20 protein-coding genes are annotated in these 22,208 nt (G+C 69.2%); 11 read left to right on the plus strand and 9 right to left on the minus strand.

Annotated elements, in window-relative coordinates:
- Positions 1–33 precede the first annotated feature (33 nt).
- Positions 34–687: an ABC transporter ATP-binding protein gene (locus Q0Z83_RS52110; protein ID WP_317790997.1), complete on the plus strand. Its 654-nt coding sequence runs from the start codon at positions 34–36 to the stop codon at positions 685–687.
- Positions 688–854: 167 nt separating this feature from the next.
- Here the strand turns inward: Q0Z83_RS52110 and Q0Z83_RS52115 are convergent, their stop codons facing one another.
- Complete coding sequence (locus tag Q0Z83_RS52115; RefSeq protein WP_317790998.1) at positions 855–1,697, minus strand: ABC transporter ATP-binding protein; 843 nt, start codon at positions 1,695–1,697, stop codon at positions 855–857.
- 67 nt (positions 1,698–1,764) lie between these two features.
- Between Q0Z83_RS52115 and Q0Z83_RS52120 the strand changes: the two genes are divergently transcribed.
- Together Q0Z83_RS52120 and Q0Z83_RS52125 are read left to right on the plus strand one after the other, a co-directional pair.
- Positions 1,765–2,703 carry a ribose-phosphate diphosphokinase gene (locus tag Q0Z83_RS52120; protein WP_317790999.1) on the plus strand — a complete coding sequence of 313 codons (939 nt, stop codon included), beginning with the start codon at positions 1,765–1,767 and terminating at the stop codon, positions 2,701–2,703.
- Positions 2,704–2,768: 65 nt separating this feature from the next.
- Positions 2,769–4,790: a hybrid sensor histidine kinase/response regulator gene (locus Q0Z83_RS52125; protein WP_317791000.1), complete on the plus strand. Its 2,022-nt coding sequence runs from the start codon at positions 2,769–2,771 to the stop codon at positions 4,788–4,790.
- Between the two features lie 17 nt (positions 4,791–4,807).
- Here the strand turns inward: Q0Z83_RS52125 and Q0Z83_RS52130 are convergent, their stop codons facing one another.
- Both Q0Z83_RS52130 and Q0Z83_RS52135 read right to left on the minus strand, forming a co-directional pair.
- Positions 4,808–5,077, minus strand: coding sequence for a PLD nuclease N-terminal domain-containing protein (locus tag Q0Z83_RS52130; RefSeq protein WP_317791001.1), 270 nt, complete (start codon positions 5,075–5,077; stop codon positions 4,808–4,810).
- Positions 5,078–5,176: 99 nt separating this feature from the next.
- Positions 5,177–5,950 (minus strand): SGNH/GDSL hydrolase family protein, encoded by a 774-nt coding sequence (locus tag Q0Z83_RS52135; protein WP_317791002.1) that lies wholly within the window; start codon positions 5,948–5,950, stop codon positions 5,177–5,179.
- A 229-nt stretch (positions 5,951–6,179) separates the two neighbouring features.
- Here Q0Z83_RS52135 and Q0Z83_RS52140 point away from each other — a divergent pair, with 229 nt between their 5' ends.
- The gene (locus Q0Z83_RS52140; protein ID WP_317791003.1) at positions 6,180–6,554 is read left to right on the plus strand and encodes a hypothetical protein; all 375 of its coding nucleotides are present in this window, start codon (positions 6,180–6,182) and stop codon (positions 6,552–6,554) included.
- 21 nt (positions 6,555–6,575) lie between these two features.
- Here the strand turns inward: Q0Z83_RS52140 and Q0Z83_RS52145 are convergent, their stop codons facing one another.
- Positions 6,576–7,595: a LacI family DNA-binding transcriptional regulator gene (locus Q0Z83_RS52145; RefSeq protein WP_317791004.1), complete on the minus strand. Its 1,020-nt coding sequence runs from the start codon at positions 7,593–7,595 to the stop codon at positions 6,576–6,578.
- 135 nt (positions 7,596–7,730) lie between these two features.
- Here Q0Z83_RS52145 and Q0Z83_RS52150 point away from each other — a divergent pair, with 135 nt between their 5' ends.
- The 5 genes from Q0Z83_RS52150 to Q0Z83_RS52170 are packed head-to-tail and all read left to right on the plus strand — an operon-like array spanning position 7,731 to position 14,762.
- Positions 7,731–9,704 (plus strand): beta-galactosidase, encoded by a 1,974-nt coding sequence (locus Q0Z83_RS52150; RefSeq protein ID WP_317791005.1) that lies wholly within the window; start codon positions 7,731–7,733, stop codon positions 9,702–9,704.
- Positions 9,701–10,564 carry a carbohydrate ABC transporter permease gene (locus Q0Z83_RS52155; RefSeq protein ID WP_317791006.1) on the plus strand — a complete coding sequence of 288 codons (864 nt, stop codon included), beginning with the start codon at positions 9,701–9,703 and terminating at the stop codon, positions 10,562–10,564. Before Q0Z83_RS52150 ends, Q0Z83_RS52155 begins: the two co-directional genes overlap by 4 nt.
- The gene (locus tag Q0Z83_RS52160) at positions 10,561–11,385 is read left to right on the plus strand and encodes a carbohydrate ABC transporter permease (RefSeq protein WP_317791007.1); all 825 of its coding nucleotides are present in this window, start codon (positions 10,561–10,563) and stop codon (positions 11,383–11,385) included. The genes Q0Z83_RS52155 and Q0Z83_RS52160 overlap by 4 nt, the downstream gene beginning before the upstream one ends.
- A gap of 24 nt (positions 11,386–11,409) precedes the next feature.
- Positions 11,410–12,732, plus strand: coding sequence for an ABC transporter substrate-binding protein (locus Q0Z83_RS52165; RefSeq protein ID WP_317791008.1), 1,323 nt, complete (start codon positions 11,410–11,412; stop codon positions 12,730–12,732).
- On the plus strand, positions 12,729–14,762 hold the full coding sequence (locus Q0Z83_RS52170) for an alpha-galactosidase (RefSeq protein ID WP_317791009.1): 2,034 nt from the start codon (positions 12,729–12,731) through the stop codon (positions 14,760–14,762). Before Q0Z83_RS52165 ends, Q0Z83_RS52170 begins: the two co-directional genes overlap by 4 nt.
- A 61-nt stretch (positions 14,763–14,823) precedes the next feature.
- On the opposite strand, the gene Q0Z83_RS52175 is transcribed toward Q0Z83_RS52170, so the two are convergent.
- From Q0Z83_RS52175 to Q0Z83_RS52185, 3 genes are read right to left on the minus strand one after another with little or no spacing between them, the layout of a single operon-like run.
- A complete protein-coding gene (locus Q0Z83_RS52175) occupies positions 14,824–15,567 on the minus strand; it encodes a ferredoxin reductase (protein WP_317791010.1) in 744 nt (247 codons plus the stop codon).
- Entirely contained in the window at positions 15,537–16,136 is a 600-nt protein-coding gene (locus Q0Z83_RS52180) for a sulfite oxidase-like oxidoreductase (RefSeq protein WP_317791011.1), read from the minus strand. Before Q0Z83_RS52180 ends, Q0Z83_RS52175 begins: the two co-directional genes overlap by 31 nt.
- Before the next feature lie 46 nt (positions 16,137–16,182).
- A complete protein-coding gene (locus Q0Z83_RS52185) occupies positions 16,183–17,931 on the minus strand; it encodes a S8 family peptidase (protein WP_317791012.1) in 1,749 nt (582 codons plus the stop codon).
- 123 nt (positions 17,932–18,054) lie between these two features.
- On the opposite strand from Q0Z83_RS52185, the gene Q0Z83_RS52190 reads away from it, so the two are divergent.
- Together Q0Z83_RS52190 and Q0Z83_RS52195 are read left to right on the plus strand one after the other, a co-directional pair.
- Entirely contained in the window at positions 18,055–18,489 is a 435-nt protein-coding gene (locus Q0Z83_RS52190) for a nitroreductase family deazaflavin-dependent oxidoreductase (RefSeq protein WP_317791013.1), read from the plus strand.
- Positions 18,490–18,603: 114 nt separating this feature from the next.
- Positions 18,604–20,052, plus strand: coding sequence for an ATP-binding protein (locus Q0Z83_RS52195; RefSeq protein ID WP_317791014.1), 1,449 nt, complete (start codon positions 18,604–18,606; stop codon positions 20,050–20,052).
- 1 nt (position 20,053) lies between these two features.
- On the opposite strand, the gene Q0Z83_RS52200 is transcribed toward Q0Z83_RS52195, so the two are convergent.
- Complete coding sequence (locus Q0Z83_RS52200; RefSeq protein ID WP_317791015.1) at positions 20,054–21,247, minus strand: adenylosuccinate synthetase; 1,194 nt, start codon at positions 21,245–21,247, stop codon at positions 20,054–20,056.
- Positions 21,244–22,200 (minus strand): hypothetical protein, encoded by a 957-nt coding sequence (locus Q0Z83_RS52205; RefSeq protein ID WP_317791016.1) that lies wholly within the window; start codon positions 22,198–22,200, stop codon positions 21,244–21,246. Before Q0Z83_RS52205 ends, Q0Z83_RS52200 begins: the two co-directional genes overlap by 4 nt.
- Positions 22,201–22,208 lie beyond the last annotated feature (8 nt).

Here is a 22,208-nt window from a genome sequence, read left to right on the forward strand (position 1 = left end):
GGGCCGGGGCGACTCGGCGGGGAGGAGACGGGCATGGCGACGCTGACGGTCGAGGAGGCCGAGTTCGGGTACGGCGACGGCAGCCCGGTGCTGACCGGGGTGACCGTGACCGCGCGTCCCGGGGAGGTGCTGGCGGTCACCGGTACGTCCGGGGCGGGCAAGACCACGCTGCTCAACGCGATGGCCGGCGTGCTGCGTCCACGCGTGGGTTCGGTGGCGGTCGACGGAGCGGCGCTGACCGGCCGGGACCACGCGGTCTCGGTCAACGTGGTGCTGATCCCGCAGGACAACGGTCTCGCGGCGATTCTGACCGCCGCCGAGAACGTGTCGGTCGCGGTGATCGCCACCGGGGGCACACCCGCGGACGCCCGCCGACGCACCGCCGAATCGCTGGAGGCGCTGGGCCTCTCCGGTCAGGCGAACCAGTTGATCGACGAGCTGTCCGGTGGCCAGCAGCAGCGCACCGCCCTGGCCCGGGGTCTGGCGCTGCGCGGTGACATCGTGCTGGCCGACGAGGTGACCAGCGAACTCGACGCCGCCAACCGGCAGCGGGTGCTCGACCTGCTGCGGGCCGAGGCGGTCCGCGGCGCCGCGGTCGTCTTCGCCACCCACGACCCGGAGGCGGCCGCCGCCTGCGACCGCGAACTCCACCTGGCCGACGGCGCCGTCACCTGGCCTCGCCCCTGAGCGGAGCGCCGCGAGCGCCTCGCCACTGAGCGGAGCGCTCCGCCACTGAGCGGAGCCGCGAGCGCCGCGTCCCTGAGCGGAGCGCTCCGTCCCTGAGCGGAGCGCTGGGCGGCCGGAGAGAACGGCGGGCGAGGAGCGCGGTGGGCGTACCCCTGAAGGGTGAAGCGTCAGGCCGGGGTCTCGTGACCGGACGGCAGCAGGGTGACCTCGCCCTCGATGTGCTGGACGGTGAAGAGCGTCCCCGGCGGGTAGGAGCCGAGGACCTCCGGGGGTAGCTGAACCGTTCCGTCGCCGGCGACCACCGCGAAGTCCTGGCCGTCGCGGCCCTCGGCGCCGACGCGTCCGTCGCGGATGGTGACGGCCCGGCCGAGGCGGGCGCCGACCTCGTTGTCGTGGGTGACGACCACGATGGTGGTCTGGCGTTCGGTGTTGACGGTTTCCAGCGCGTCGAGGACCTCGTCGCGGCCGGCGGTGTCGAGGCGGCTGGTCGGTTCGTCGACGAGGAGCAGGCCGGGGCCGGTGGCGATGCCGACGGCGAGCGCGGCGCGCTGACGGCCGCCGGGGGTGAGGTCGGCGAGCCGGCGGCGGCCCTGGCCGGGCAGGCCGACCAGGTCGAGGATGCGGTCCGGGTCGTCGAGTTCGATACCCCGGGTGTGTGCTGCCCGGCGCTGGGCGAGCCAGATGTTGCGGTGCAGCGTGGCGTACGGCAGCAGGTTGCGGGAGGCGCCCTGCAGGACGACGCCGATCTCGGTGCCGCGCAGCCGGGAGATCTCGCCGTCGGAGAGTTTGCCCATGTCGTAGGTGCCGATGTTGATGCGGCCGGCGGACGGGCGCATCAGCCCGGCGAGCAGGGCGATCAATGTGGACTTGCCGGAGCCGGACGGGCCGACGAGGGCGAGTGTCTCGCCGGGGGCGATGGACAGGTCGACACCGGCGAGGGCGACCACGTCACCGGCCTCGGCGCGGTAGATGTGGACGACACGACGGCAAGCTACGGCGAGCCCGTTCATGGTTGCCAAACTAACCGAGGCCGGACCACCGTTTCGACCCCGTCGGAGGGCCTCTTATCCTCGGGCCGTGCGCGACATCGCCGTTTTCACCGGATCCGCCCATCCTGATCTTGCGAAGGAGATCTGCGAGCACCTCGGTGTACCGCTGCTACCGACCCGGATCGACCGGTTCGCCAACGACTGCATCGAGGTGCAGTTGCAGGGAAACTGCCGGGAACGTGACGTCTTCCTGATCCAGCCGCTGGTCCCGCCGACCCAGGAACACCTGGCCGAACTGCTGTTCATGCTGGACGCGGCACGGGGTGCCTCGGCCGCCCGGATCACCGTGGTGCTGCCGCACTACGCGTACGCCCGGAGTGACAAGAAGGACGCCCCGCGTATCTCGATCGGGGGACGTCTGGTCGCCGACCTGCTCACCACCGCCGGTGCCGACCGGGTGCTGGCCATGACCCTGCACTCGCCGCAGGTGCACGGTTTCTTCAGCATCCCGGTGGATCACCTGCACGCACTGCGCGAGCTGGCCCACCACTTCCGTGGTTACGACCTGAGCAACACCGTGGTGGTCTCCCCGGACCTGGGTAACGCGAAGGAGGCCGCGGCGTTCGCCCGGATGCTCGGGATCGAGGTGGCGGCCGGCGCGAAGCAGCGGTTCGCCGACGACAAGGTGGTGATCAGCTCGGTGATCGGTGAGGTCGCCGACCGGGACGTGATCGTGCTGGACGACGAGATCGCCAAGGGCAGTACGGTGTTCGAGCTGTTGGCCCGCCTGCGGGAGCGCAACGTGCGCAGTGTCCGAGTGGCCTGTACGCATGGGCTGCTCACCAACGACGCGGTGCAGCGGCTCTCCGCGGAGAAGGAGATCGAGGAGATCGTCTGCACCAACACGGTGCCGATCCCGAAGAGCAAGGCGACCGACAAGCTGACCGTCATCTCGATCGCTCCGGCGCTGGCCGAGGCCATTCGGCGGATACACAACGGCGAGTCGGTCAGCGCCCTCTTCAGTTAGCCCTAATTACGCCGAATCGCCCGCACATCGCGAGGCAAACGCGAATCATGATGCTCATGGGTGTCATGGCTTCCCCCCTCCGGTACGCGTTGGCCGACCTCGCCCTCGCACTCAGCCGAGCGGCGGCGGACCCGGCCGAGGTGCGGTCCACGGCCGCCCGCGCCGCCGCCGACATGGTCGGTGATGGCGCGGGCGTGCAACTGCTCCGTGACGACGGGCACTACGAGGAGATCTCGTACCACCATCTCGACAACGAACGTTCGGCTCCGCTGGCCCGGGATCTGTCCCGGGCCGGCCAGACCCCGGATGACGAGTTCTCCACCACGCTGGCCGCCAGCCGTCGCCCGATCGTGCTGGCCGGCGAGTCGGCGGCCGATCTCGCCGCTCCCGAGCTCGGGGTGAGCGCCGCCATCCTCTGCCCGGTGATCGTCGACAACACGTACGCCGGCTATCTGATCCTGACCCGGCACACTCCGGACGCCCTCTACTCCACCCAGGAGGTGGAGCTGGCCCGGGACATCGCCGGCGAACTGTCGCTGGCGGTCAGTTCGGCCCGGGCCCAGGAACGGCTGCGCAACGCCGAGGAGCGGTACCGCCGGGTGCTGGAGACGATCCCGGAGGGTGTGCTGCAACTGGACCCGAACGGGGTGGCCACCTACGCGAACGAGCCGATCGGTGTGGTGCTGGGCATGCCCCGGGCCGAGTTGATCGGGGTGTCGCTGCGCGGCTTCCTCGACAATGTGGGCCAGAAGGAGCTGGACCGGCGGATCAACGAGTGCCGGACCGGCCGGTCGACGGTCGGTGCGACCCGGCTGATGCGGGCGGACGGCTCGCGGCGCAGCGTACGGATCAGCATGATGCCGGTCCAGGACGAGAGCCACGAGTTCGCCGGCGTGCTGTGCATGATCACCGACACCACCGACCACATCGACGCACGCGGCCTGAAACGGCAGCTCGACCATCTGCGCCGGCTGGACAGCCTGGGCCATCTGATCGGTGGTCTGTCCCATGACTTCAACAACCTGATGACCGTGGTGGCCGGGTCGGCCGACATGATCCTCGGTACCGCCGACGAGGACTCGCCGCACCACCAGCTGGCGAAGGACATCCTGGACGCGGTCGGCACCGGGCGTACCCTCACCCACCAGCTGCTGGCGTTCGGCCGCAGCGAGGGACACCGCCCCGAGGTGATCCCGATCCCGGACCTGCTCACCGACGTGCAGGCGCTCTTCAGTCGTACGCTCGGCGAGCGCATCGGGCTGGACCTGGCGTTCGGCCCGGACGTGTGGCCGGTGAAGGCCGAACGCGGTCCGCTGGAGCAGGCGCTGGTCAACCTGGCCGCGAACGCCCGGGACGCGATGCTGCACGGCGGCATGGTCCGGGTGACCGCCACCAACGAGACGGTGGAGCCCGGTCAGCTGGCCGAGGGGGCACCGACCGGGAAGCTGGTGCACCTGGTGGTCACCGATACCGGCACGGGCATGGACGACGAGGTACGCAAGCGGGCGCTGGAGCCGTTCTTCACCACTCGCCCGACCGCGGCCGGTCTGGGCCTGGCCACCACCGCCGGGATCGTGCACAACCTGGGCGGCCACATCGAGCTGGAGTCGCAGCCACGGATCGGGACGACCGTACACATCTATCTGCCGGCGGCCGAGCAGAAGACCGGACCGGCGGGGGAGCGGCAGCAGAAGACCGCGGTGATCGGCCGGGTGCTGATCGTCGAGGACCAGCCGGATGTGGCGCAGCTGGTGCGTCGGCTGATCGAACCGGCCGGATACGAGATCGCGGTCGCCACCGACGCGCTGATGGCGGTCACCCAGGTCGCCGCGGGCGCCCGGCCGGATCTGCTGATCACCGACGTGGTGATGCCGACGATGACCGGGCCGGAGCTGGCCGGGGCGCTGCGCACCCACCAGCCGGATCTGCCGGTGCTCTACATGTCCGGTTACACGGCGGCGTCACTCGGCCCGCAGCTGCACCTGGACGACAACAGCATGCTGCTCGAGAAGCCGTTCACCAGGTCGACGCTGCTCGGGGCGATCAGGTCGCTCTGCGGTCCGCAGCCACCCGTGTCGCGGGGCTGAGCGCCCCGGGGGCGAGGTCAGCGGTCGCGCAGCGACTCGGCCAGCCGGCGGAGGAACTCAGGGTCGTCGTCCGGGCCCATCGGGGCGGCCTGGAAGAGGGTCGGGGCGGCGCGACCGGACCGGAACCAGGCGACCGGGCCGAAGATCGGGCACAACAGGATCAGCACGGCCCAGGCGCCGCGCGGGAACGACTGGAGACGCGACCGCTCGGTGAGCAGACAGTCGATCAGCGCCACCACCGAGAGCGCGACGACGACCAGGAAGAGCAGCGTGTTCAGGTGGGCCATGACGACTACGGTGGCGGCCTTCGGCGGCGGCTGCCGGTCCGCTCACGGTGCCGATGAGTTGCTTCGGCACCGTGAGCTGACCGCGAGAACCTGACGTCGTCAGGCGGCCGAGCCGGTCAGGGCGGGCAGGTATCCGCTGGTGTACCCGCTGCCGTTGGGGTGGTAGGAGTTCTGCGGCGGGATGATGGTGAGACCGTTGATCCAGGCCCGGGACGAGCAGACGCCGTGCCCGGTGAACTCGTCACGCACGTCGGACCAGACGAAACCGGCCGCTTCAGCGCGTTGCTTGATCTTCTCGTCGAGGACCCGGGCGCCCTCGTTGATCGACTTCCGTTTGGCGGTGCTCATCTCGCACAGCACCGACGAGGTGTCGAAGATCAGCGGGTAGCCGAGCACCACCACCCGAGCCCCGGGAGCCTTCGCTCTGATCGCCGCGTAGGTGGCGTCGAGTTTGGCCGGGAGGGTGTTCTCGACGTACGCCCGGCCGCTGTCGACCTTGGCCGCGCAGGCCGAATCGCTGGAGGTCAGGCAGGTGACGATGGTCGGCGCGAAGCCGGCGTCGTTACCGCCGATGGTGATGCTGACCAGGTCGGCGCCGGCGTTCATGGCGGGTATCTGGCTGTTTCGGACGTCGTCGGTGGTGGCGCCGCTGCAGGCGAGGAACTGGAACGTCGCGGGGCTGTTGGCCGCCGCCCACTTCGGCCCGTAGGCGTTGTTGCTGCGCAGGCAGGTGCCGGACTGGCCGGACGCGCCGACGCCGGAGGAGTACGAGTCGCCGAGGGCGACGTAGTCGATGCTGCTCGCCGCCTGGGCGGGTGCGGCGAGGACGAGGCTCAGGACGGACGAAGTGACGAGAACACTGGCGATTCTCATCGATGGCCTCCGATGCTCCACGTGGGGATCCGGGGACCGAAGCGCTTCGGTTACCGCACAGTAGGCCGGGCGCCTGAGAAAAGGAATCCGGTGAAATTCTTGTTAAGAAGTAGTAATATGCATCGATGTGACCTGGGGCTATCACGCAAGGTCATGTTTCATGTACGCGAATCGACCCGGTCGAGCGGATCTTCAGCGTGCTTACAGGCATGCGAGCTAGCGTCGGATCATGCAAGAGAGCCGGGCCCGCCGATTGGTCGAGAAACTGCGGGCGCGCAACGTGTTCGCGCATCTGAAACTGCCGAGTGCCGGGCGTTCCGGTTATGCCGTCCGGGTCGTGCTCGCCGACGGCCGTGAGGCGCTCTGGGGTGACGACGGCAGTGCCGCTCTCAAGGCGCAGGTGATGCGCGACGGCGTTCTGGTCGGTTTCGTCGACTCCATCCCGGGCTCCGAGGATTTCACCGACGAGCAGGCGGTCGAGGCCATCGCGGCCGCCGACTACGACCGCCCGATCGGCCGTTCCGAGCCGCCCCGAGTCCACCGCAAGGTCCCGCCGCCTCCGGCCCCGAGCCTGACTCAGCGTTTCCGGGGCCTACGAGGCTGACCGGATCGGGCCGGCGGCGGGTCAGGCGGAGTCGCGGAGGACCAGCGGGGTGGGCAGCAGTTGGCCGCCCGGGTCGGGGTGTTCGCCTCGCAACTGGCGCAGGATCAACTGGGCCGCGCACGACCCGATCTCCTTGGCCGGTTGATGGACCGTGGTGAGCTGGGGCTGGCAGCGGACCGCCCACGTGCTGTCGTCGAAGCCGACCACGCCGACGTCGCCCGGCACGCTGCGACCGGCCTCCCGGAGCGCCTCCAGGGCGCCGGCCGCGATCGCGTCCGAGGCGGCGAAGACGCCGTCCAGGGTCGGGTCGCGCTCGAGCAGATCGCGCATGCCCTTCACGCCCGAGCCGTAGTCGTAGTGCGGCACGTCGGCGACCAGGGTCTCGTCGAAGAGGTCGCCGAGTGCGGAGCGGAAGCCGGTCAGGCGGTCGATGCCGGAGTCGCGGTCGAGGGCGGTGGCGATCATGCCGATCCGGCGGCGGCCGGTGGTGACCAGATGCTCGGTGATGGCGCGGGCCGAGCCGACGTTGTCTATTCCGACGAAGGGAATGTTCTGATCCAGGTCGGGCGGGTGGCCGACGAAAGCGGCCGGGAGTGCGAGGTCACTGATCACCCGGATGATCGGATCTTTGGTCCGGGCCGAGACGACGATGGCGCCGTCGACGAAACCGCCGCTCAGATAGCGGGCGACGCGCTCGGTGTCGCGGGCCGACTCGACGACCAGGCTGACCATCTGGTGGTCGGCGAGCGACAGGGCGGCGTTGGCGCCCAGCATGATCGAGCCGATGTTCGGATCGTCGAGGAAGAGCGAATGTGGCTCCAGCGCGACGAACGCGACCGCCTGTGACCTGCGCATCTTCAGCGCTCGGGCGGCGTTGTTGGGCACGTAGCCGAGATCGCTCATCGCCGTCTCGATGGCGGCGCGCGCCTCGGCGGAGACATATCCACCGTTCAGCACGCGGCTCACGGTGCCCCGGGACATGCCGGCTGCGGCCGCGATGTCGTGCACCGTGGCGCGTTTCTGAGGCTGAGGCCGGGACATGTGGTCAACAGTAGCCGCCGGGCTCTTGACCTCGTCGCAGGCCAGTCCTACTGTGTGCACGTTCACACATCCGTAACCGCCGTTTAGGCTCACGGAAATGTGTGCACGTGCACACATTCCTTGACCAGGAGTTCTATGAAAAGCGTGCGTATGCCGGTGCCGGGCATCAGCCTGGGCTGCGACTACAACCCCGAGCAGTGGTCGCCGGATGTCTGGCGCGAGGACGCCGCCCTGATGCGGCGGGCCGGGGTCGACCTGGTCGCCGTCAACATCTTCGGCTGGTCCAACCTCGAGCCGAGCCCGGGCGAGTACCGGTTCGACGACCTCGACGAGGTCATCGAGCTGCTGCACGCACACGGCATCAAAATCAACCTCGGCACCGGCACCTCGTCCCCGCCGCCCTGGCTGAGCAGCCGCTATCCGGAGACACTGCCGGTCGCCGCCGACGGCACGGTTCGCTTCCCGGGTGGCCGGCAGGCCTGGTGCCCGAGCTCGACGGTCTTCCGGGACCGCGCGTTCGACCTGGTCGGTCGGGTCGCCCGCCGGTACGGCAACCACCCGGCTCTGGCGCTCTGGCACGTCTCCAACGAGCTGGGCTGCCACAACGCGCTCTGCTACTGCGAGACCAGCGCCGACGCGTTCCGGACCTGGCTGCGTGCCCGCTACCGCAAGATCGAGACGCTGAACGAGGCGTGGGGCACCTCCTTCTGGAGCCAGCGCTACGCGGACTGGTCGGAGATCCAGACGCCCCGGTTGGCGCTCTCCCTGCGCAACCCGGCCCAGCTGGTCGACTTCCAGCGGTTCAGCTCCGACGAGCTGCTCGGCTACTACCGGGCCGAGGCGGATCTGTTGCGCAAGCACTCGAGCGTCCCGGTGACCACGAACTTCATGGTCACCGCCCACATCCGCAACCTGGACTACTGGTCCTGGGCGCCGGAGATGGACGTGATCGCCAACGACCACTACCTGGACCACCGCCTCGGCGACCCGGTGGCGGAGCTGTCCTTCGCCGCCGACCTGACCCGCGGCCTGGCCGGCGGCCGGCCCTGGATGCTGATGGAGCAGGCGGCCGGCGCGGTCAACTGGCAGCCGCACAACGTCACCAAGGCGCCGGGCGAGATGATCCGCAACTCGCTGACGCACGTGGCCCGGGGCGCCGACTCGCTCTGCTTCTTCCAGTGGCGGGCCTCGGCCCAGGGCGCCGAGAAGTTCCACTCGGCGATGTTGCCGCACGCCGGCACCGACACGGTCGCCTGGCGTGAGGTGCTGAAGCTGTCCGAGACGCTGGACCGGATCGGCGAGGTGGCCGGCACCGAGGTCGAGTCCGACGTCGCCCTGCTCTTCAGCTGGGAGTCGTGGTGGTCGGCCGAGGGGGAGGCCCGGCCGTCACAGGCGGTCACCTACCTGGACCAGGTGCACTCGGCTCACGGGGCGCTGCGGGCACTCGGCGTGACCACCGACGTGATCGCTCCGGGCACCGACCTGAGCCGCTACAAGCTGGTCGTGGTGCCCGGTCTCTACATGATCAGTGACACCGACGCGCAGGCGATCACCGATTACGTGGCGGCCGGCGGCCGTCTGGTGGTCACCTATTTCAGCGGGATCGTCGACGAGCGGGACCGGATCCGGCTCGGCGGCTACCCGGGGGCGTTCCGCGAGGTGCTGGGTGTGCTGGCCGAGGAGTTCGGCCCGCTGCTGCCGGGCGCTGCGGTGAGTCTGAGCAACGGGGCGGTGGGAACGCTCTGGACTGAGCGGCTGCGTACCACCACCGCGTCGGTTGTCGCGACGTTCCAGGACGGCCCGATGCCCGGAATTCCGGCCATCACCCGAAATCAGCACGGCGCGGGCACGGCCTGGTACATCGCCACCCAAACAGATATGTCCGAAATCCTTCGGGAGGCCACCGGCCTCGTGTCCGATAAATCGGACAAGGTAGAGATCGTCCGGCGGAGTGGCGACGGCCGCAGCTACCTCTTCGTCATCAACCACAGCACGGAGCCCGTCACGCATCCGGTGCGGGGCGAGGACCTCGTGACCGGGACGAGAACCGACGGCGTGCTGACAGTCCAGGGCGGCGGCGTGGCGGTCGTCCGGGAGGAGGTCCGGTGAAAGGCAAAGGGAAGGCGCTGACCTTCTTCATCCTCCCGTTCGCCCTGCTCTTCGCGGCGTTCTACCTGGCACCGATCCTGTACGCGATCAAACAGTCGCTCTACAAGGTCGAGCGCAAGGGCACGTTCGGTAAGGCCACCGAGGTGTTCGGCGGTTTCGACCAGTACCAGCGGGTCTTCTCCGACGGCCCGTTCTGGGAGTCGATCGGCCGGGTGCTGCTGTTCGGCATCGTGCAGGTGCCGGTGATGTTGGGCCTGGCCCTGATCTTCGCTCTGCTGCTGGACTCCGGCCTGGTCAAGGGGCGGCGTTTCTTCCGGCTGGCCTTCTTCGTGCCGTACGCCGTGCCCGGTGTGGTCGCCGCGATCATGTGGGGGTTCCTGTACTCGCCGAACCTGTCCCCGTTCACCGCGGTCACCAGCAGTTTCGACCTGCTCTCGGCCGACCTGGTGCTCTGGTCCATGGCGAACGTCGTGACCTGGGTGTACGTCGGCTACAACATGCTGATCATCTACTCCTCGCTGCTGGCGATCCCACAGGAGGTCTACGAGGCGGCGAAGATCGACGGCGCCGGGGCGATCCGTACCGCCTGGTCCATCAAGATTCCGCTGGTGATGCCGGCGATCGTGCTGACCACCGTCTTCTCGATCATCGGCACGTTGCAGCTGCTCGCCGAGCCGGCCGTGTTCCGCAGCTTCAGTTCCGCGGTGACCAGCACGTACACGCCGAACCTGACGGTCTATTCGACGTCGGCCATCCCGAACTTCAACCTGGCCGCGGCGTTCTCCGTGGTTCTGGCCCTGGCGACGTGCGTCCTGTCCTTCGCCTTCCTGAAGGTGACCCAGCGAGGAGGGGACAAGTGAAGCGCCTGGCGCCGATGGCCGTCATGGGGGCGGCGACGCTCTACTTCCTGATCCCCATCTGGTGGCTGCTGGTCGCGGCCTCCAAGAGCCGGAGTCAGTTCACCAACACGGAACCGCTGTGGTTCGCCGACTTCTCGCTCGGCGACAACCTGAGCGAGCTGTTCGCCTACCGTGACGGCGTCTTCCTGCGCTGGATGCTGAACAGCGTCGTCTACACCGGCGGTGCCGCGCTGCTCGGCACCCTGCTGGCCGCCATGTGCGGATATGCCCTGGCCAAGTACCGTTTCCCGGGCCGCGAGGCGATCTTCAACATCGTCCTGTCCGGGGTACTTGTGCCGGCCACCGCCCTCGCCCTACCGTTGTTCCTGATCTTCAGCCAGTTCCAGGCGACGAACACCTTCTGGTCGGTCTTCCTGCCCAGCCTGGTGAACCCGTTCGGTGTCTACCTGGCCCGGATCTACGCCACCGCGAGCGTCCCGGACGAGCTCCTCGAAGCCGCCCGCCTGGACGGCTCAGGCGAGATCCGCACCTTCTTCACGATCTCCACCAAGCTGATGTTCCCGGCCCTGGTGACGATCTTCCTCTTCCACTTCGTGGCCGTCTGGAACAACTTCCTGCTCCCGCTGATCATGCTCGGCGAGGAGAAGTTGTTCCCGGTCACGCTCGGCCTCTACTCCTGGAACACCCAGGTGAACCAGATCCCCGAGCTGCGGATGCTCGTGCTCACCGGCGCTCTCGTCTCGATCGTCCCGCTGGTGATCGCCTTCCTGCTTCTGCAGCGCTTCTGGCGCAACGGCCTCGGCTCCGGCGCCATCAAGTAATCCCTCCCAAAGAAAAGGATCATCATGCGAGCAGCACTCGGCCTCGTGTTGGTTTCCGCTCTGGCACTCGGCGCCTGTTCCTCGGGCGGCGACTCCACCGAAAGCAGCGAGCAGGCAGCCGCCGGCTGTGCTCCGTCGTCCGGCCCGGTCACCCTGACCTACACCACCTGGATCCCCGGGATCGAGAACGTGGTGAAGCTGTGGAACGACAAGAACCCGAACATCCAGGTCAAGGTCCAGACCGGCCCGAACGGCAACGGCGGAACCTACGCCAACTTCTTCAACCAGCTCAAGGCCGGCAACGCCCCCGACCTCGGCCACATCGAGTACGACGCGCTGCCGAGCTTCCGGGTCCAGGACGGCCTGACCAACCTCGCCGACTGCGCCGAGGTCACCGCGGCCAAGGACCAGTTCGTCGACTGGACCTGGGGTCAGGTCTCCTTCGGTGAGCAGAACGCGGTCTACGGCATCCCGCAGGACACCGGCCCCATGGGCCTGTTCTACCGCAAGGACCTGTTCGAGAAGAACAACATCCCGGTCCCCACGACCTGGGAGGAGTACGCGGCCGCGGCCGAGAAGGTGAAGGCCGCGGGCGGCTACATCACCAACTTCTCGCAGAGCGACATCAGCCAGTTCGCGGGCCTGTCGTGGCAGGCGGGTGGCCGCTGGTTCAGCAACGACGGCACCAAGTGGACCGTGAACCTGCAGGACGAGAACACCACCAAGGTGGCGAACTACTGGCAGGACCTGATCAGCAAGAAGCTCGTCTCGGCCGTCCCGCCGTGGACCACCGAGTGGGACAACGCCTACAACACCGGTCAGGCGTGGACCTGGGTCTCCGCGGTGTGGGGCGCCAACTCCATCAAGTCCGGCGCGCCGGACACCTCCGGCAAGTGGGCGGTCGCCCCGATGCCGCAGTGGACCGCCGGTGGCACCGTCGCCGGTAACTGGGGCGGCTCGTCGACCGCGGTCTTCAAGGGCTCGAAGCACCCGTACGAGGCCGCGAAGTTCGCCCTCTGGCTGAACACCTCGGAGGAGGCGCTGACCGCGCTCAACAAGGAGGCGCAGCTCTACCCGGCGACCAAGGCCGGCGCGAAGCTCCCGGCGCTGTCCGAGGGAGTCGAGTTCTACGGCGGCCAGAAGATCTACGATGTCTTCGCGACGGCCTCCACCCAGGTGTCGCCCGACTTCGTCTGGGGACCGACCATGACCAGCACCTACGCCACCGCCTCGGACGGCTTCAAGGGCGTCGTCTCCGGCACCGGCACGCTGCTCGACGCGCTCAAGACCACCCAGACCAAGACCATCGCGGACCTGAAGGCCCAGTCCATCCCGGTCGCCGAGTGACCGTGTTCCACCTGCGCGCCGCGGGTGTCAGCCTCGTGCTCGACACCCGCGGCACCGCCGCGTCGGTCCTCCATTGGGGGCCGGACCTGGGAGATTTCGACCCGGCCGCGGGCGATCTGGCACCGGCGGTGCCACCGAGCTCGATCGACGTACCGCTGCGGCTGTCGCTTCTGCCCTCCCTCTTCGAGGGATGGACCGGGCGGCCCGCAATGGAGAGCGGTCACTTCCGGCTTTCCGAAGCGCACTGTTCGGACAACACCGCCGAGATACGGTCGTCGAGCCCCGATGCCACGCGAGAGGTCTCCACCCGGCTGGAGTTGTCATCGTCGGGCGTTCTCCGGGTGCGGCACCGGCTGACGAACCGTGGCGACGACGAGTTCGTCCTGCCGAACCTGGACGTGCTGCTGCCGATCCCGGCCGAGGCGTCCGAGCTGCTCGACTTCACCGGCCTCTGGTCGCACGAGCGCAGCCCGCAGCGTGCCCCGCTCCGGCACGGGATCTGGAGTCGGGAGAGCCGGCACGGCCGTCCCGGCCACGACGACCCGTTCCTGATGGTGGCCGGCGAGCCCGGTTTCGGTTTCCGGACCGGCCGGGTGTGGGCCGTCCACCTGGCGTGGAGCGGCGACAAGCGGGTCTGGGCCGAACGCTCGGCCCTCGGCTACAGCGTCCTCGGCGCGGGCGTTCTGCTCGCCCCGGGCGAGGTCCGTCTCGCACCGGGCGAGTCCTACGAGACGCCGTGGCTGGTCGCGGTCTTCTCCGACGCGGGTCTGGACGGCCTCTCCGACCGCCTGCATCCGTGGATCCGCGCGACCTCCGCGCTGAAGAGGCCGCGCCCGGTCGTCCTGAACACCTGGGAAGCCGTCTACTTCGACCATGACCTGGCCGTCCTGACCGACCTGGCCGACGCGGCCGCCGAGGTCGGTGTCGAACGGTTCGTCCTGGACGACGGCTGGTTCACCGGTCGCCGCGACGACAAGCGCGCCCTCGGTGACTGGTTCGTCGACGACACCGTGTGGCCGGACGGACTGCACCCGCTGATCTCCCGCGTGCACGAGCGCGGCATGGAGTTCGGCCTGTGGGTCGAACCGGAGATGATCAGCCCCGGCTCCCGCCTGGCCCGGGAACACCCCGACTGGATCCTAGGCGGAGGCAGCGGCCCCACCTGGCGGTGGCAGCGTGTTCTCGACCTCACCAAGGCCTACGACCACCTGCTGGAACGCCTGACCGCGCTGCTCACCGAGTACCCGATCGCGTTCCTCAAGTGGGACCACAACCGGGACCTGCTCACCCCCGGCGCCGCCGACCGGCAGACCCGCGCCCTCTACCGGCTGCTGGCCGCACTGAAGACGGCGTTCCCGCACGTCGAGATCGAGAGCTGCGCCTCCGGCGGGGCCCGGATCGACCTGGGCATCCTGCCGCTCGTCGACAGGTTCTGGACGTCCGACACGAACGATCCGCTGGACCGGCAGTCGATCCAGCGCTGGACCGGGATCCTGATCCCGCCGGAGTATCTCGGCGGTCATCTCGGCGACGGGGTCGCGCACGTCACCGGCCGGACCTCGGCGCTCGGGTTCCGGCTGGCCACGGCCCTGTTCGGCAGCGCCGGCATCGAATGGAACCTGACCGAGGCGTCGCCCGCCGAGAAGGCCGACATCGCCGCGTGGATCGCCGAACACAAGCGCCTGCGCCCGCTGCTGCACTCGGGCCGGGTGGTCCGCGCCGATTCGCCCGACCCGGCGCACCTGCTGCACGGGGTGGTCGCCCAGGACCGGAGTCACGCGGTCTACGCCCTGGTCGCCCTGGGCACCCCGGCCGCCGCCCTGCCGCCGCCGATCCGTTTCCCCGGCCTCGACCCGGATCGCTCCTACACGGTCCGCCCGATCGGTGTCCCGCCCCGCACGATGCAGGACGCCCCACCGCCCTGGCTGGCCGCCGGTTCGATCACGCTCCCCGGCCGGGTCCTGACCGAGCTGGGCCTGCCGGCCCCACTCCTGACCCCCGAACAGGCCCTCCTGCTGGAGCTCTCCTGACCCCGGCTGGCCGTCAGAGCTGTCTCGAGGGCGTCGGACGGCTCCAGCGACCAGCCGCGGGTCACGCGCCGCCGAACCGTTCGGTGCGGATCCGTTTCGGGTCGTGGCCCAGCGCCACCAGGATGTCGGCGGCCGTCTCGACGAACGAGGTCGGGCCGCAGACGAAACAGTCCGGTTCGAAGTCGGGTGGCCAGCCGTGCGTGTTCAGGGTGGCCACCGAGATCCGGGCCGGGGGAGCCGGCCACCCGTCGGGGACCGCCCGCGTGTAGACGAACTGCACGTCGAGGCCCTGGTCCGACAGGGCGCGACGGCGTAGTTCGTCGGCGTAGAGAACGTCGCTCGGAGTCCGTACCGAATAGATCAATCGGAACGGCTGACGGCCCGCAGCCAGACCGCGGGCCCGGACCATCGCCATCAGAGGCACTATCCCGGACCCGCCCGCCACGAGCGTCACCGGAGCCGTCGACTCGGAACGCCACACGAACCAGCCGCCGATCGGCCCGCGCAGCTCGATCTGGTCACCGGCCTCGACGACGTCGGTCAGGTACGGCGAAACCTCACCGTCCTCGAGGCGCTGCACGCTGATCTCCACCGGACCCGGACCGGCCGACGCGATCGAGTAGCTGCGCTGAGCCTGATAGCCGTCCTCGGCGGTCAGGCGGATGTCGATGTGCTGACCCGGCAGGTGACCCGGCCAGTCCGGAATGTCGAGCTCCAGAGTGCGGGCCGAACCCGTCTCCCACCGCGCCGACCGGACCGTGGCCACCCGCCAGGTCAGTCGCCGTGATACCGCTGCTCGCGCCACGGGTCCCCATACATGTGGTAACCGGCGTCCTCCCAGAACCCCGGTTCGTCCTCGTGCATCATCCGGAGCCCGTCCACCCACTTCGCCGACTTCCAGAAGTACAGGTGGGGGATGAGCAGCCGGGCCGGGCCGCCGTGCTCGGGATGCAGGGGCTCGCCGTCGTACTCGTAGGCGATCCAGGCCTTGCCGTCGAGCAGATCCTCAAGCGGGACGTTCGTGGTGTAGCCGCCGTAGCTGTGCGCCATCACGAAGTCGCCCGCGGTCTCCACGTCCTCGAAGAGGGTGTCCAGGGAGACGCCCTTCCAGGAGGTGCCGAGCTTGGACCACTTGGTGACGCAGTGGATGTCGACCGTGATCTCCTCGGCCGGCAGGGCGGTGAACTCCGCCCAGTCCCACGTGTGCTTCTCACCGATCTCGGTGACGATCGTGAACTTCCAGCGCTCCTGCGGGATCCGCGGGGTGGGGCCGGCGGAGAGGACCGGGAAGTCGTGCGCGAGGTACTGACCGGGCGGCAGAGCGGGCGACGGCTCTCGCCGCCGCCCGCCGAAACCCGGGGAGATGATGCTCATGAGGTACGAGTAAACCCCACCCGGGTGACCGCCGTGTATCGGAAGGTCAGAGCTTGACCGTGCCGCTGGTCACGCCCTGGACCGCCGCGGTGCCGGCCACCACGACCCGGTAGCTGCCGGTGGCCAGGCCGGAGATCTTGGTGCCGGCCTTGACCGGGTAGGTCTTGACGTTCTTCCACGAGCTGCCGGCCTTGCGCTGGAGCACCATCTTCTGGCTGGGGGCGCCGGCCGCCTTCACGGTCAGCGTGCCCTTGCCCGACTTCTTCGCCGCGACGGTGGCCCGGACCGTGTACTCGACGATCTCCGACACCGAAGCGACGGTGTCCGTCTCGGCGACCGTCACCCGTACCGTGAAGGCACCGGTCGCGGTGTGCTCGATGAAGTAGACGCCGTCCTCGTCGGACTCGACGGTGTCGCAGTCCCAGCGGCCGCCGGCGACCGACACGCAGGCCTCCGCCTCCAGACCGGCCAACGACTCACCGTCGGCGCTCACCTGGAACGTGGTCTCGGTGCCGGTCCCGTAGGAGACCAGCCCGCCCTCGTCAGCGGACAGCTCCGGCGTGACCCGCTCGTCGTCGCCGCCACCGTCGCCACCGCCGGCCGCCTCCTGCAGCGCCGCCGCCGCGTCGATCCGACCGTGCCCGAAGTCGGAGTCGAAGCCGGCCACGCCGAGGTCGACGGCCGAACGCTCCAGGGCGTTCTGGACGTCGTCCGGGGTGAGGTCCGGGTTGACCGCCTTGAGCAGGGCGGCCACCGCGGCCACGTGCGGCGACGCCATCGAGGTGCCGTTGAGCTCGGCGTACTCGCTGCCGTCGTCGGTCAGGTCACCCGGGTAGGTGCTGATGATGCCGCTACCGGGCGCGGCCACGTCCACGTAGTCGCCGCGGTTGGAGTATTCGGCGATCTCGTCGTCGGCGTCGGTGGCGGCGACCGCGATGACCCCGTCGTAGGCGGCCGGATAGCTGGTCGGGCTGCCCTCCTCACGCTCGTTGCCGGCCGCCGCGACGACGGTGACGCCGTTCTCGATCGCGTAGGCGACCGCGGTCTCCTCGGCGTCGGTGGCGGTGTCCGAGCCCAGCGACAGGTTGATCACCTGGGCGCCGTTGTCGACGGCCCAGACGATGCCCTCGGCGGTGTCCGAGGTGTAGCCGCTGCCGTTCGCGTCGAGCACCTTGATCGGCAGGATCTTGGCGTCCGGGGCGATGCCGGCGATGCCCGCGTCGTTGCCGGCGACCGCGGCGACGGTGCCCGCCACGTGGGTGCCGTGCCCGTTGCCGTCCGAGTCGCCGCCCTCGGTGTCGTCGATCGCGTCGTATCCGGTCAGGACGTTGCCGGCCAGGTCGGGGTGTGCACCGTCGACGCCGGTGTCGATCACCGCGACGACCACCTCGGAGCCGGTGCTCTCCTCCCAGGCGGACGGCACGTTGATCTTCTCGAGGTCCCACTGGTCGGCGCGGTAGGTGTCGTTGTCGTCCGGGATGTCGAGGGCGTGCACCGGGCGGTCGATCTCGACGCTGATCGTGCCGGCGGTCTTCCGGGCGGACGAGATGATCCGCTCGGCGGTCACCCGGTCGGAGGCCTCGTGGACCGCGAAGACCGGTCGCCCGGTGGCGTCCTTCGAGGTCGTCACGATCCGGACCGGCTGGGTCGCGGAGACGGTCGCCGGGAGGGCCAGTCCGTAGGAGACCGGGCTGAACGCCTGGCTCCCGGCGGGCAGCGCGAACGCGCCCAGTGCAGCGGCGGTGACCGCCGCGATTCCGCCGGCAAGAACGTTCCGCCGCGCCGTCTTCCGCATCTGGTAGCACCCTTCGGTCGGTGGGCCTACCCATCCGTGGCCGGCCCTGGCGATAAAGGTGCGGGTAGTGAAGTGCGTTTCAGGGTCCGGTGGGGTGCGGTTCGGGTGCGTAGGATCGGAATCATGCCGTTGACGGGTGAATATGCCCCCAGTCCCTCCGACTGGGCGCGCGATCAGGCAGAGAAGTACGAGGCCACCGGCGGTGCCGAGGCCAACGACATCATGGGCAAGCCGATCATCGTATTGACCTCGGTCGGTGCGAAGAGCGGCCTGCTGCGCAAGACCCCATTGATGCGGGTCGAGCACGACGGGGAGTATGCGGTCGTCGGCTCGCTCGGTGGGGCGCCGAAGAATCCGGTGTGGGTCTACAACCTGCGCAAGAACCCGCTCGTCGAGCTCCAGGACGGTGAAGTCAAACAGGACTACACCGCCCGGGAGCTGTCCGGTGCGGAACGGGAGGTGTGGTGGGAGCGGGCCGCGGCCGCCTTCCCGCAGTACAACGAGTACACGAAGAAGACCGACCGGCTCATCCCGGTCTTCCTGCTGACCCGCACCTGATCCGGATCCGATCACGGACCCCGGTCCCGTGGGCGCGAGCGACGATCGCATCCACGGGACCGGGCCTTGGTAGATTGCTTCGAAGTAAGATTGAATCTAGCTTCGGGAGCTCGGATGTTCGTGGGGCGGCGCGCCGAGCTCGACATGCTCACCAAGGACCTTGACCGCATACGACGTACGGGCGGGGGCCGTTCCGTCGCTGTCCGGGGACGGCGGCAGGTCGGGAAGTCACGACTGGTTCAGGAATTGTGCGACCGGGCGGGGCTGCCCTACTGCTTCTACACCGCGGTCAAAGGCGCATCGAGTACTGAGGCGGTCGGCCAGTTCCTCGGCGCCCTGCGTGACTCGTCGCTGCTCACCCCCGCCGGTCGTGACCTGCTTCCTTCTCAGCCGCCATCGGGCGGCTGGGGAGACATGCTGCGACTCCTCGCCGGTGTACTCCCTGACACACCGAGCATCGTGGTGCTCGACGAACTTCCGTGGCTCTCCGAGCAGGACCCGACCTTCGACGGGCATCTGCAGGTCGTCTGGGACCGGCTCCTTTCGAGCAAGCCCGTGCTCCTGCTGCTGCTCGGCAGTGACCTGCACATGATGCAGCGGTTCACCGAGTACGACCGGCCGTTCTACGGCCGGGCCGCCAACATGGTCCTCGGGCCTTTCAACCTCGCCGAAACCGCTGCGGTGACCGAGCTGAGTGGGGCCGACGCCATCGACGCCCACCTGATAACCGGTGGGTTGCCCGGTATCTGTCTGGAGTGGTCTCCAGGATCCCCACCCACCGATTTCCTGAGTACGGAGATCACCAGCAAGACTTCGGCATTGTTCACCGTCCCCGAGCAGTCCCTGGCGTCGGAGTTCCCCGCTCCGGATACGGCTCGACGCGTTCTCGAAGCAGTCGGTGGGCTGGGCGGCCGGACCTTCAGCAACATCGCCGCGGCCGCTGGCGACCGCGGTGGGCCGGTCAGTTCCGGCACTCTGTCCCCGCTACTTCACCGGCTCGTCGACGAGAAGAAGATTCTGGCCGTCGACAAACCGCTGTCCACCAAACCCAGCAAACTGGCTCAGTACCGGATCGCCGACAGCAACCTGCGCCTCTACCTGGCCATCCTCCGGGATGTGCACCAACTGATCCTCCGCGACCGCATCGCAGCCGCCCGAGCCGTGCTCGAAGCACGCTGGTCCACGTGGCGCGGTCATGCCGTGGAGCCGATCATCCGGGACGCGCTCGCCCTCGCCGCCGGTGCCGGGGAACTGGGGTGGACCGACACATGGGAAGTCGGCGGCTGGTGGAACCGCCAGGCAAACCCTGAGATCGATTTGGTCGGAGCCGACCGCGCCCCGATCGCCTCCCGCATCGCGTTCGCGGGTTCCATCAAGTGGCAGGACGGCCCGTTCGACCGGCACCATCTCGATGACCTACGTCGTCACGCGCCGATGATTCCCGGATTCGAGCCCGGCACCAGCGGTCTGGTGGTCGTCAGCCGCTCGGGAACCGACCTGCCCTCCGGGGCGGTGGACCTGATCTGGGGTCCCGACGACATCGTCCGGGCCTGGTCTGCCTGAGTCAGTCGCGGAGCTTCTTGTCCGAGGAGAGCGGCCCGTAGGACTCCAGTAGCACCGGAGCACCCAGTCGAGACGAGATCGCGTCACACCAATCGTCCGGCCGTGTCGTGCGATCGGGGCGGGTCGCGGCCAGGCGGGCGCCGAGTGCCTCCTGATACCCGAGGTCGCGGTGCGGGCCGGGCACGATCCGGTCCCAGATCTCGTCACCGGTGCGGTAGGCGTCGACGATTCCCAGGTCGGGGCAGCGCCCCGGCACGTCCAGGTGGGTGATCGCCAGGGCGTCGACACCGCCGGCCACCTCCACCGCGTACCGATGGGCGACCGCGTCGAAGTGGCCGGTCCGGAAGGCGCCCTGCCACGGATCCCGTCCGTTGTGGCGTTCCGGCAGGTACAGCGACGGATCCTCGGTCACGAACGGGCCGGCGCCGTGCCTGATGGTGTAGGTGCGCACCACGCCGAGCCTGGTGAAATCGGCGCAGAGGGCCGACACGTTGTCGAACGTGGTCGTCGACCACGTGGTGTGCGGGTGCCAGCCCCGCCACTCGTCCAGCAGCACACCCTGGGCGCCCTCGAACACGCACGGCCCCGAGGCGAGCAGCTCCTCGGTGTACGACGATCCGACGATCCGGACCGCCTCGCCGAACTCGGTGAACGCGTCCACCACGTCGTCGACCGGGATGCCGCAGTCGCCCAGGGATGCCCGCACCGCCGCCAGCCGTTGCCGCAGCCGCGGCGGTGAGAGCACGTCACCCACCCGGGGAGCATCGGGATGCGTTTCGGCGTACGCCATCGTCTCGCCCACGCCCATGCCACAGGAACCGTGCCGGTCCGCACCTCGCCGGGTCTCCCGCCGTCGGTTCGCGGCGCGATGCCACGGAGTGGCGAGCAGAGCGTTCCCATCCACCGTGAGCAGGTGGAACGGATTGCCGAGCGCGGCCGCCTCGCCGGCCAGGGCGAGCGGGTCGACCACCATGAACCGGGTCAGGTGGGTCGGCACGTCCCGCAGCGTGCCCGACCCGAACTGGGCGAACGTGTGGTGCCGCCCGGCCTCGGTGGTCACGTTGTGTGCGGCCTGCGCGCCCCCGTTGAACCGCAGCACCGCCCTGGGCCTGCTCACCGAGCAGAGGAAGTCGACCACCGTGCCTTTGCCGGCGTCGCCGTACCCGAGGTCGACGACCGCGACGTGCCCGTTCACAACCGCTGGTTTCCGCCCGGGCCCCCGGCGATCTCGAACGTCGACCGCACCACCGTGGTCCGCTGCAGCGGCGCCAGCGCCCGCCCCACCGAGCCGCCGGCCCGCGAACCCACATCGGTCAGGTCGGCGATGCCCTCGTCCAGGTCGATCGCGTCCTCGCCGAGGCCGACGGTCAGCGCGATCGTCTCGCACACCGCGTCCAGGTCGTCGAGTTCCAGGACGTTCTGGCCGAGCAGCTTGCGCCAGCGCGACAGCACCTCCTTGTCGCCGCTGTGGTGGGCCGCCGTCGGCAGGATGTAGTAGACCTCGTACTTGCGCTTGAGCTCGGTCAGGATGTCCTCGGTCGAGATCGGCTCCGACAGGTCGTCGCCGATGATCGCCTTCACCTCGCGCGGCTTCACCCGCGGGTACGGCATCTCGTCGCCGATGATGAACAGGTAGCCCTTCCGTCCCCGGTTGACCATCGAGTCGAGGATCGTGTGCCGGGCCATGAAGTAGAGGGCCAGCTCGTACGACTCGTGCTTCTGACCGCCGCCACCGCCCTCCAGGACGAACCGGGCCAGATCCTCGTCCATCCGGTTGTCCGACTCGAACTGCCCGATCTGCAGCGGTGCCCGGTCACAGGTGGCGTCACCGATCGCGCCGAACATGATCTGCGGGTCGACCGCGTAGTTCTTCCGGGTCAGCAGGCCCAGCAGCTGCGGCAGTTTCGTCTGCAGCACCCGTGGCACGGTGCCCATCGAACCCGTCACGTCGAACAGCACCGCGATCGGTGTGCTGAACGGGTGCTCCTCGCTGTCCCGGCTCTCCCGCATGAACACACCGTCCGGGTCCAGGTCCGGGTGGACGGTCCGGGCACCCGAGTCGCTGTAGTCGAACGCGCTCTTGCCGGACGCGGCCCGGTAGCCGGCGGCCGCCGTGTAGACATCGGTGGACCAGTGTCCGCTTCCCATGATGTGCT

This window comes from Actinoplanes sichuanensis (assembly GCF_033097365.1).
Classification (GTDB): Bacteria; Actinomycetota; Actinomycetes; order Mycobacteriales; family Micromonosporaceae; genus Actinoplanes; species Actinoplanes sichuanensis.